Here is a 9,253-nt window from a genome sequence, read left to right as displayed (position 1 = left end):
CCTGATTTATTTGTGGAAGTGACCGTTTGGGTATAGACAAGTAGTAAGTTTGATTTTTTTAACTGCAAATTGCAGTTACGGTATGGCTTTGCCTATCGCTGGAAAAAGTTCTTGCATTTAGTACGTTATCTGAGCGTATGTACTCTGGGATGCCGTGAGTAATCATGGCATTGGCCAGTTGTTCAATCACCTGGATTGAGCCAATTCTTCTGGCGCAGTGGATCGTTAAACATTTTCTACTGAACTCATCAATCATGGTCAGCATCCGGATCTTGCGACCATAAGCGTCTCTAATGAAGACAAAATCGTAACTCCACACATGGTTGGGCTGGGTCGCTCGCAGGCGCATGCAGCTTCCATCGTTTAGCCAGAGCCTGCCTCTAGGGGGTTGTTTTTGTGGGATCTTCAGGCCTTCCTCTCGCCAGATACGAGCGACCTTGCTTGTCGTAGCTTGGCCCCAACCAGCGCCGTGCATCATGCTGGCAATAAACCGATAACCGTATCTACCGTAGGTGCCGGCCATACGGATGACTTCAGCTCGTAGCGGCCCTTCATCATCTCTGGGTAATGGCATATAGCGATACGCTGCTCTGGAGAGCCCCACTAAACTGCAGGCAGACCGCTCAGAGATGCAATACCGATCCATGAGCAGCTGCGCTGCATTTTTACGCCTAGTAGGGCTTAGAAGTTTCCCTTAATGACCTCCTTGAGCATGACTTCTCGTAGCGATAAGTCCGCTACGAGCTTCTTGAGTCGGGTATTTTCCAGCTCTAGATCTTTGTACTTGCGAGCTTGGTCCACCTTCATGCCGCCATAAATCTTGCGCCAACGATAGTAGCTTTGCTCAACCGTTCCCACTTCTTTACAAGCCTGGGCGAGGGTTTTGCCATTGCTGGTTAATACATCGATTTGGCGTAACAGGGTGACAATTTATTCGGGTTTAAGACGTTGACCTTTAGCCATATTTAATACTCCTTTAAGGTGAAGATTATCAAAAATCCTCTCTTTTGGAGTGGTACTAAAAATCAGGTCAGTTCAAATAATGGAACCGTACTCAAGCAACATACTCGCTTCCCACCAGGTACAAAAGAAAATCCGTTGACCGTTGAAATCGTTAGCGCAAAAGCGCGTGATTTAATGTCTCCCGTTTTAGGTGCAAAGAAAACAGAAAGGGTGATTGAGCAAGTTCTCGAACTGGAAAATATGCGGGATATCAATCAATTAGTCTCACTAATAGTTTTAAATTAATTACAAATGAATTCTGCAATAAAAATACCAACCCGAAGGTTGGTATTTTGTACGACTCGACACATAGTTAACACTTTATACCGGACACATACTTTACAGTTTTTGGCATAGGAGGGACCTTACTATGCCGTGGAATGAAAGTACGAAGATGGATGAAAAGCTCAAGTTTGTATCTCGTTACCTTGATGGCGAGAAGATTGCTACCCTTTGCCAGGAGTTTGGAATCTCCAGAGTCACTGGCCATAAAATCATTGATCGCTATAAAGACAGTGGTTTAGAAGCCTTTACGGATCGATCAAGAAGGCCCTTTAGGCAAGCCAATCGGCTGCCCTTCCAGGTCGAGCAACTGATCGTGAACCTCAAAAAGGAGTTCCCGACCTGGGGCGCTCCTAAATTGCGCGACAGATTGCACACCCACTACCCGGAGTTAGCATTGCCCGCCAAAAGCACGGTGCATGCCGTTCTCGATCGCTATGGCTTAGTCAAAAAGAAACGCAGACGCCACCACCCCAAGCTCACGGGGACCAACTTATCGGATCTCAAAGAACCGAATGCTCTATGGTGCGTGGACTACAAAGGGGAGTTTATGCTGGGTAATAAGCAGTACTGTTACCCCTTAACCGTGACGGACTATGCCTCTCGCTTCCTCATTTGCTGTGAAGGCCTAGAGAGTACTCGCGAAGCGCAGGCTTTTACGGTCTTTGAGCAACTCTTCAAAGAGTATGGGCTGCCAGGCTCCATCCGCTCAGACAACGGTGTGCCGTTTGCCTGCGCTAATGCGCTCTATGGTTTAAGTAGTCTATCGGTGTGGTGGCTTCGTTTAGGCATTGGTATTGAGCGCATCAAGCCAGGCAATCCCCAGCAAAATGGTCGCCATGAACGCATGCATTTAACGCTCAAGCAAGCGACGACTAAACCCCCTGCCAAAACACTTTTGCAACAGCAAGATAAGTTCGAAGACTTTATCTATGAGTACAACTATGAGCGGCCCCATCAAGCACTGGAGATGAAAAAACCGGCACAGCTCTATACCCCCTCGACCCGAAAATACGAAGGACTGCCCGATGTGAGTTATCCCTTCCACGATAAGACAGTGACCGTGACTAACTGCGGACGCATCTGCCTTGATGGTAAGAAGATTCACTTTAGTACGGTGTTCGCTGGTCATGACGTAGGCTTACGGCAGGTCGAAGACGACGTGTGGTTAGTGAGCTTTATGGATTACGATATGGCTTACTTTGATATGGAGTCTTCTCGGGTACAAGCCTTAGAAAACCCATTTGGTCCCAAAGTATTGGGGATGTGATTGGTAAAGGTGTAAACCATGTGGTCGGTACCGGACGTAAAGCATGTGTCCGGTACGTACCTTTCCTTTTCTGGTAGGCCCACCAGGACTTGAACCTGGGACCAAAGGATTTGTGAGCAACCATCTAGTACTTCGTTGCTCCAAAGTGGTTTTTGGATGAAATTAGTAGGTGTTACTTTAGATAACGATTATGAGGTTCACCCCACCATAGGCAAACTTTGTGCACAAAACTTGCCCGGGTGTTTGTATAGGATTGAGTTGTTTTGACCCAGGCAAGGAGTACATTTGAGTTTGGCGGCCTAACAAGGATTTGACTGACACAAGGATGACGACTCCTTGTGTCGATTGGGGGCCCTATGCATGAACCGTCCTTTTAAAGCACGTTTCATTCCTCCAACACTAAGCGCATCCCCTGCAATATATATCTTGAGTCTGGTGTATTCACATTTCTAAAAGAGGACCTGCAGTACAAAGGCCATGTGTGCCATGATCCGCCACGCCTGACTTTTGCTTCGCCGTCTTTGGGCCCTTGTGGATCAATCGTTGGTGATTCTTGATAATAATTTTCTGCATACCAATCAGAGCACCACTCCCATACGTTACCAATCATGTCATATAGGCCAAATGGGTTAGGAAGAAATCTACCAACAGGCGCCGCAAATTCATAATGACTGTAATGGTCAAGAGCATATTGTTGCCATTGCGACCAAATCCTTGCGGTATCCAAATCAAATACTTTTGCATGTGAGAAAAGTGAACTTGGATTGTCACCAGTAAAGTATCTACTACTCGTTCTAGCTCTACAGGCATATTCCCACTCAGCTTCTGTTGGCAATCGATACCTCTTGCCCTCTTTTTCACTTAACCACCCAGCCATAGCATTAGCGTCATTCCAAGTAATGTTCACTACCGGAAAATCATCCTCTTGAGTAAATCCAGTTTCATCCCACGCATAACGGCTATTGCGGCCTTCAAAAACTTCGTCGTTTATGGTTTTTGTGTTGACATCAAGTGGATTAAATCCATAACCCCCAGTACCATCTCGGATCGATTCAGGCATATATCCTGAATTGACTAAAAATAACTCAAACTGACCAACGGTAACTGGATACTGGCCCATCCAAAATGGCTTGGAAATTATGACCTTATGTAAGGGGCTCTCATCATCAAATGCTGAGAGTCGCGCAGAATCATACTGAGGGAAATCTTTTCTCAGAGAATCCTCCGACTCGTTACTACCCATCAAAAAACTTCCAGCAGGAATACGAGCAAAGCTCATTCCAATATGATTATTTTTCAGTTCAACTGAGTCTATATTCATAATCGACCTCTACGCCCAAAACCAAAATCCTCGTCTGACTTTTTAGCATCGACATCAGCGCCTATGGCCCGCATCGGTTTTTGGCATTGCGGGCACGTAATTCCATCCCACTCATCTAAATACTCGCTAGAGTGACAGACCCTACAAGAGAGATCACCGAGATAGGAACTTGATAGACTCAAAGGATCGGTGACCTTATATTCCGCAACATCCTTACATTGGCGACAAATCATGGGTACGCTTAAATAGCTACCAGTTCTTTCTCTACCAATTGAGCAGATACAGTCAAACTTACAAGAGGGGCAAACAAATCTATATCTAGCGCCCATGAGTTAACCTCCCTGGTAAGTCTTCATGGCTTGAGCCCACTTGTCGTTGGTATAGTGCAATCGCATTTGCCTCTCTTGATTAGCAACACCAATCGTGATTCTTTTATTAACTAGATCGTTATAAACATCATCTACTTTAGAGTTGTAATACTCATAAACTGCCACCAATTCTGGCTTTGGCAGCTCTTTAGCAATTGGACGGCATTGCATAGTTGCTTCCTTGAATTTTTTCAGCTCAACAGCCTGCTCATCGCTGATGAAGTCGGCTGAATTGAATAACTTGTTCGCATTTGGGTTGTTAGTCGAAATAACAATAATGTTGGCATCAACATATTTCGTATCATCTGTTTTATTAACCCCCGCTACACAGGCAGACATTTTTTTCTGAACGGTCTTAACTTGCTCTTGAATCTCAGCCTTGTTCTCTGGTGTTAACTCAGTGCTGGTAGGCTTGTTATTTGCACAGCCTGCCAACACCAAAGTTGAAAGACAAACTACTCTAAAAAAGTTTTTCATAATGTTTTCCAAATAATGGATCGTGTGAATATTTAGTGATAAACGATGTCAGCTCGACGGTTTTCTTCATAAGCCGCTTCGGTTTGTGCTGGATTTTCAGGTTTCTCTTTGCCAAAGCTCACGGCCTCTAATTGAGATTCGCTAACGCCTTGACTCACTAAAGCCCTTTTAATGGCTTCAGATCGTCGTTGCCCAAGTGCCAAGTTATATTCAGCAGTTCCGCGGTCATCGGTATTCCCCTGAATAATTACCGAGGCTTTTTGCTTTTGAAATGCCTTCAAGTAAGAGGCATGCGCTGAAATAGTGGATGCATATTTTGGATCAATAGCATAGCTATCAAACTCAAAGTAGATTGAACGTTTGCCATAAACGCTAGACTTTGGATCGCCAATTGGATCGTAGGTCATGGAGCCACCAGCATTAACAGTGGCGACGCTATTGACATCATCTAATTTGACGCTACTACAGGCAGAAATGAGCCCGATAAGGGAAATGGTGAATAATAATTTGTATAACTTTGACATTGCAGTAATTCCCAAAATATCTGAAAGCAGGTTCAGATAAAAACAATTTCGATGGGGAATAATCAAAGCCCCACCCTCTAAAGAAATTAGAGGGTGTGTTTTGGGGGTTTAAATGCAGAGTCTGGGATATTGTCGAAATACAGTCTATCACCTCGCATGCCGTAAGCAATAACTGACTCAGCTTGAATTGGTATGAGAATTTGAGTATCACTCACGTTGGCGGTAACATGGTACATCACATACATGGCGCTAACAGGCTGCTTGTCGTCAGTAGAATCTTGTTGGGTCAAGGCATGCTCAGCACCCAAACTCGAACAAATATTAACCTGGAGGTGGGCTCTTTCCACCGCACTCTGAATAAAGATATTCCCAGCTGCCGCCTTGAATGCGATCAGTAAAAGGCATAAGCCGATGATGAGAGTCTTTTTACTTAAAACCATATCTGAAATTCTATACCCATAAGGAAGATGGATAATGTCTCTTATATTAACCCCTGACCTCAATTTTGGATTAAATGAAACCGATTTGGCAAATCTTCAATAAAAATCAGATACCTGTGCCATCTTCCGAACACTGGCGATCTGCAATTGGCGGGGTAATTGGAGGTGCATTTGTGGCCTTTCTCGGTAAATTTATTGGTGAATTTACCCAAATTAATGAGTGGGCTATGGCCTCGCTTGGGGCCAGCGCACTACTTGTCTTTGTGCTCCCCTCAAGCCCTATGGCTCAACCCAAGGCCGTTATGGGCGGCAATATAGTTGCCGCAATCGTTGGCGTGACATGCGCTGTTTGGATTCCAGATCCTAGAATTGGTGTTCCCGTAGCGATTGGCGCCTCAATACTGGTAATGCTTTTTCTCAACTGCCTCCATGCCCCAGCTGCCGCAACTGCCTTAAGCGCTGTTCTCGGTCATATTATTAGCTACAGATTCGTATTATTTCCAGTTTTTATAGATTCCTTATTGCTAGTCATAGCAGGTGTTGCCTACAACAGGGCCACTGGAAAGACATACCCACATCAGGCGCCAATCACCATAAAAGTATCTGCGGGTGATGATGGAAATAGCAAAGAAATTAATGAAGTCTTAGCACGGTACAAAGAATTCATCGACATCAATCCAGGGGACTTAGCAAATATTATTCGCGATGTTGAATTACATGCATACCAACGAAAATTAAGATCTATTCTTTGCCCTACTATTATGAGCTCTCCTGCTATCTATGTTGAATTGGCAACGCCTTTGGAAGAAGCCTGGACAAAGCTAAGAAAAAACCATATTAAATTACTACCAGTGGTTGATAAAAATCATCAAGTGGTTGGAATTATCACCTTAGAAGATTTTTTAAAGTATGCCGCAGTTAATTTTGACAAAACTTTTGGACAGCGCCTTATAGGATTAATGCGTCACAGCTTTAACAGGGCATCAGTTAAGCCATCCGGCGCCTACCCAAATGCAGTTCAGCAAATCATGCAAAAAAATATTCAGGTGATTAGCGCAAACTGTAATGCACTTGATTTAGTTGCGATTTTTGAAGGTGCTGGTCATCATCACCTTCCAGTTACTAACGAACATCACGAATTAGTGGGCGTGATAACCCAGGCAGATTTTGTCAGGGCAATTCATGGTTCTATCAAATAAATCATGAATAAATTTAAAGGCTGGTGCTCCAAAATTTATGAGGCGCTCAAGCCGCCGCCGTCTCAGCTTTCTATTGCGCAGCAATTAGTCATCACCTTGGGTAGCATGATTACGATCTGCCTTTTATATCTACTGAATCATTTTTTAGACAACGAAAATTTACTATTGCTAGTACCCTTCGTCGTTAGCGCATTGATGATATTTACAATGCCCACTAAATCCATGACCTCAGCGGGTGTTATTCTTCAATCATATCTTTTATGCTCTCTTATAGGCTTTGCATTTGTATATGTATTTGATTACGCCCAATGGGTTATGGTCGCTGCGTTTGCAACTTGCTTTTCTCTAATGCTTCTACTCGAATGCTTGCATCCCCCTGCAATAATCTTACCAATTCTGATTATTAGCGAGAGGCTTAGAGATTACACTTTAGCCTTTAATCCAATTGCTCTGGATGTTCTTGTATTGCTGATCACAACTTATTTATTCAACAAAGTTTTAATGAAATTCCTATTGGTGAAAAAATGATTTACGCTAGATTTCTAGTTACACTAAAGAAAGAATTTCTAAATTGGAAACTATGGGCTGGTCGCTCGATTGTTTTAAGCTATGCAGCTGTCGCAGGCCTCACTATCGTAGGATTTACCAAGTTAGCAGAATTTTCTTTTGATTGGTTTTTAGCACTTCAAGGTCGCAATAGATGGGCTCCATTATTTTGGACTCCAATAGTCACCATAGTCATTGTTTACCTTACCCGAAAATTTGCTCCAGGATCTGCAGGGTCAGGGATTCCTCAAGTGATCGCAGCATTAGACTCTAAATGCAAACCTGAAGATAGAGGCTTATTTGTCTCACTAAAGCTAAGTATCGTTAAAATTTTTCTTACCTCAGCAGGACTTCTAGCTGGCCTATCCCTTGGACGAGAAGGCCCCTCAGTACAGATTGCTGCAGGGATCATGAGAAATGCAAAACGCTGGTTACCCTCTGCAGCCAATATTTCTGAAGCATCTTTGATTATGGCTGGTGGTGCAGCAGGAATTGCTGCAGCCTTTAATACCCCGCTGGGTGGGGTTATGTTTGCCATTGAGGAGCTATCTAAATCTTTAGAACAGCGTAGTAATGGCTTAATGATTGCGTCAATTGTATTAGCTGGTTTAGTGGGCATCTCAATCGATGGAAATTACACATACTTTGGCGTGATACAGCCAGGTGGATTTAGTCTCAACATTATCGTACCCTGCATATTAGTGATTTTAGTAAGTGGCATCCTAGGTGGATTGTTTTCGAAAGTATTGATTATTTCCCTTAGAGTAAACAGAGGTTTACTAGGAAAATTTCGAACAAACTCCCCCTTGATATTTGCTGGAGCATGCGGACTCATTGTGGCGCTCATAGGAATAGCCAGCAATGGTGAGACCTATGGAACTGGCTATTCCCACACACAGTCAATCATTGCGGGATCAGAGAGCACCTCTTATCTATTTGTACCCCTTAAATTCATAGCTACCTGGCTTAGCACTTGGTCTGGTGTGCCTGCTGGCATTTTTGCGCCATCTCTCGCTATTGGTGCGGGAATTGGTAATACCATCTCTACCGCCCTAACTCTGCCTAGCGCTCAAATTCTTATCGCAATTGGAATGGCGGGATTTTTAGCTGCTGTCACGCAAGCACCTATGACTTCTTTCATTATCGTAATGGAGATGGTTGATGGGCATGGATTGGTACTCAGTCTAATGGCAAGTGCACTTGTTGCTGGCGGTATATCAAAAATGATTAGCAGGCCACTCTACCCAAGCCTAGCAAAGATTCAGCTGTTTCGATTGACCAAAGCCTTTCAACCATACCCAGTCACCACAATCCACAAGTAGTTTATTGCTCCAACTGCAGATCTATATGTTTATTGGGGTTACCATGAAAGATATGTGGAGATTGCTTACACACCTAGTGGCGCAGAAAGAAAAACGACTTAGGAATTTCTCCCTAAGTCGTTGATTTCATTGGTGGGCCCACCAGGACTTGAACCTGGGACCAAAGGATTCCGGTTTGTGTAGCTTTCACTACTCCCTGGACTATGCCTTCACCATATAAAGATTTACATCCTTACTTAGGTGGGTGCCGTCTAGTCTCTACACCTTCAACAGCACTTTCATGCTGAAGCTTGGCTCGGCGTTAGCTTGTGCAGCTTTTGGCTGCATTTAGCTTTCTCCGAATTTGACACCATCCCTTATGCAGTTTCCACACATAAGGCACAACTTTCGCTATGAGTCCTCTGCTCTAACCAACTGAGCTATAGGCCCTAAAACTTTACGTTTACTACACACCTTACTGCTGGTGTTTACCACTTCAAAACCACACTAAAACCGCATTTAC

General features: G+C 43.9%; 11 protein-coding genes. 5 read left to right on the top strand and 6 right to left on the bottom strand.

Annotated elements, in window-relative coordinates:
* Nucleotides 1–58: 58 nt before the first annotated feature.
* Both ICN40_RS05265 and ICN40_RS05260 read right to left on the bottom strand, forming a co-directional pair.
* On the bottom strand, nucleotides 59–574 hold the full coding sequence (locus tag ICN40_RS05265) for a DDE-type integrase/transposase/recombinase (RefSeq protein WP_216242625.1): 516 nt from the start codon (nucleotides 572–574) through the stop codon (nucleotides 59–61).
* Between the two features lie 107 nt (nucleotides 575–681).
* On the bottom strand, nucleotides 682–909 hold the full coding sequence (locus ICN40_RS05260; protein WP_280767850.1) for a transposase: 228 nt from the start codon (nucleotides 907–909) through the stop codon (nucleotides 682–684).
* A 72-nt stretch (nucleotides 910–981) separates the two neighbouring features.
* Between ICN40_RS05260 and ICN40_RS05255 the strand changes: the two genes are divergently transcribed.
* Together ICN40_RS05255 and ICN40_RS05250 are read left to right on the top strand one after the other, a co-directional pair.
* On the top strand, nucleotides 982–1,248 hold the full coding sequence (locus ICN40_RS05255; RefSeq protein ID WP_216242622.1) for a hypothetical protein: 267 nt from the start codon (nucleotides 982–984) through the stop codon (nucleotides 1,246–1,248).
* A gap of 124 nt (nucleotides 1,249–1,372) precedes the next feature.
* Complete coding sequence (locus ICN40_RS05250) at nucleotides 1,373–2,554, top strand: integrase core domain-containing protein (protein ID WP_216242621.1); 1,182 nt, start codon at nucleotides 1,373–1,375, stop codon at nucleotides 2,552–2,554.
* A 385-nt stretch (nucleotides 2,555–2,939) separates the two neighbouring features.
* Here ICN40_RS05250 and ICN40_RS05245 read toward each other — a convergent pair whose 3' ends face one another.
* The 4 genes from ICN40_RS05245 to ICN40_RS05230 all read right to left on the bottom strand — a co-directional run bounded on the left by ICN40_RS05245 (nucleotide 2,940) and on the right by ICN40_RS05230 (nucleotide 5,684).
* Entirely contained in the window at nucleotides 2,940–3,875 is a 936-nt protein-coding gene (locus ICN40_RS05245; protein WP_216242620.1) for a formylglycine-generating enzyme family protein, read from the bottom strand.
* 332 nt (nucleotides 3,876–4,207) lie between these two features.
* The gene (locus ICN40_RS05240; RefSeq protein ID WP_071467726.1) at nucleotides 4,208–4,720 is read right to left on the bottom strand and encodes a hypothetical protein; all 513 of its coding nucleotides are present in this window, start codon (nucleotides 4,718–4,720) and stop codon (nucleotides 4,208–4,210) included.
* Between the two features lie 32 nt (nucleotides 4,721–4,752).
* Nucleotides 4,753–5,244: a peptidoglycan-associated lipoprotein Pal gene (gene pal / locus ICN40_RS05235; protein WP_216242619.1), complete on the bottom strand. Its 492-nt coding sequence runs from the start codon at nucleotides 5,242–5,244 to the stop codon at nucleotides 4,753–4,755.
* An 86-nt stretch (nucleotides 5,245–5,330) separates the two neighbouring features.
* Complete coding sequence (locus tag ICN40_RS05230; RefSeq protein ID WP_216242618.1) at nucleotides 5,331–5,684, bottom strand: hypothetical protein; 354 nt, start codon at nucleotides 5,682–5,684, stop codon at nucleotides 5,331–5,333.
* Nucleotides 5,685–5,758: 74 nt separating this feature from the next.
* On the opposite strand from ICN40_RS05230, the gene ICN40_RS05225 reads away from it, so the two are divergent.
* From ICN40_RS05225 to ICN40_RS05215, 3 genes are read left to right on the top strand one after another with little or no spacing between them, the layout of a single operon-like run.
* A complete protein-coding gene (locus ICN40_RS05225) occupies nucleotides 5,759–6,883 on the top strand; it encodes an HPP family protein (protein ID WP_216242617.1) in 1,125 nt (374 codons plus the stop codon).
* Nucleotides 6,884–6,886: 3 nt separating this feature from the next.
* The gene (locus ICN40_RS05220; RefSeq protein ID WP_216242615.1) at nucleotides 6,887–7,411 is read left to right on the top strand and encodes an HPP family protein; all 525 of its coding nucleotides are present in this window, start codon (nucleotides 6,887–6,889) and stop codon (nucleotides 7,409–7,411) included.
* On the top strand, nucleotides 7,408–8,751 hold the full coding sequence (locus ICN40_RS05215) for a chloride channel protein (RefSeq protein WP_071467721.1): 1,344 nt from the start codon (nucleotides 7,408–7,410) through the stop codon (nucleotides 8,749–8,751). The genes ICN40_RS05220 and ICN40_RS05215 overlap by 4 nt, the downstream gene beginning before the upstream one ends.
* The last annotated feature ends 502 nt before the right edge of the window (nucleotides 8,752–9,253 follow it).

The organism is Polynucleobacter sp. Fuers-14, assembly GCF_018882045.1.
Taxonomy (GTDB): domain Bacteria; phylum Pseudomonadota; class Gammaproteobacteria; order Burkholderiales; family Burkholderiaceae; genus Polynucleobacter.
Note: the sequence above shows the minus strand (reverse complement) of the source record. Positions and strands in the feature narration are given on the sequence as shown.

Excerpts from the sequence above, each read along its gene's own strand:
- ICN40_RS05265 (WP_216242625.1), bottom strand. The coding sequence starts at position 574 with ATGCCATTACCCAGAGATGATGAAGGGCCGCTACGAGCTGAAGTCATC.
- ICN40_RS05250 (WP_216242621.1), top strand. The coding sequence starts at position 1,373 with ATGCCGTGGAATGAAAGTACGAAGATGGATGAAAAGCTCAAGTTTGTA.
- ICN40_RS05245 (WP_216242620.1), bottom strand. The coding sequence starts at position 3,875 with ATGAATATAGACTCAGTTGAACTGAAAAATAATCATATTGGAATGAGC.
- ICN40_RS05240 (WP_071467726.1), bottom strand. The coding sequence starts at position 4,720 with ATGAAAAACTTTTTTAGAGTAGTTTGTCTTTCAACTTTGGTGTTGGCA.
- pal (WP_216242619.1), bottom strand. The coding sequence starts at position 5,244 with ATGTCAAAGTTATACAAATTATTATTCACCATTTCCCTTATCGGGCTC.
- ICN40_RS05230 (WP_216242618.1), bottom strand. The coding sequence starts at position 5,684 with ATGGTTTTAAGTAAAAAGACTCTCATCATCGGCTTATGCCTTTTACTG.
- ICN40_RS05225 (WP_216242617.1), top strand. The coding sequence starts at position 5,759 with ATGAAACCGATTTGGCAAATCTTCAATAAAAATCAGATACCTGTGCCA.
- ICN40_RS05220 (WP_216242615.1), top strand. The coding sequence starts at position 6,887 with ATGAATAAATTTAAAGGCTGGTGCTCCAAAATTTATGAGGCGCTCAAG.
- ICN40_RS05215 (WP_071467721.1), top strand. The coding sequence starts at position 7,408 with ATGATTTACGCTAGATTTCTAGTTACACTAAAGAAAGAATTTCTAAAT.